The organism is Pseudomonas sp. IT-93MI4 (genome assembly GCF_949767635.1).
Taxonomy (GTDB): Bacteria; Pseudomonadota; Gammaproteobacteria; order Pseudomonadales; family Pseudomonadaceae; genus Aquipseudomonas; species Aquipseudomonas putida_A.
The window spans coordinates 1-314 of the sequence record NZ_CATKPP010000047.1 but is presented as its reverse complement, the minus strand read 5'-3'; the positions used below and the strand labels follow the sequence as shown (position 1 = coordinate 314).

1 protein-coding gene is annotated in these 314 nt (G+C 67.5%); it reads right to left on the bottom strand.

Features of this window, described 5'->3' with window-relative positions:
* The coding region (locus ACM6I7_RS19115) for a hypothetical protein (RefSeq protein WP_414889045.1) at positions 1–314 on the bottom strand (314 nt) is incomplete at both ends.

Genomic DNA, 314 nt, shown 5'->3' with positions numbered 1-314 from the left:
ACGGTATTCGGTGACCGCGCCCAGCGGATCCTGCTCGGCGATCAGCCGGCCCGCGTCGTCATAAGCCTTGAGGTGCTCACCGCCATCGGCCTCGACCTTGCGCACCAGCCGTGCGCTGTCGTCGTGGACGTAGGTTTCTTCGCTGCCATCGACGTAGTGCACCGCGACGCTGCCGTCATCGGCCCAGACGTAACGGGTGTCCATCTGCGCGAACGACGCCCAGTGCCGCACGCAGCGCGCCGCCTTGCCCGAGCGCTCCCACTCCCAGAAAAAGCTCGCGCCGCCGGTCAGTTGCCGCTGCAGGATGACGTGCT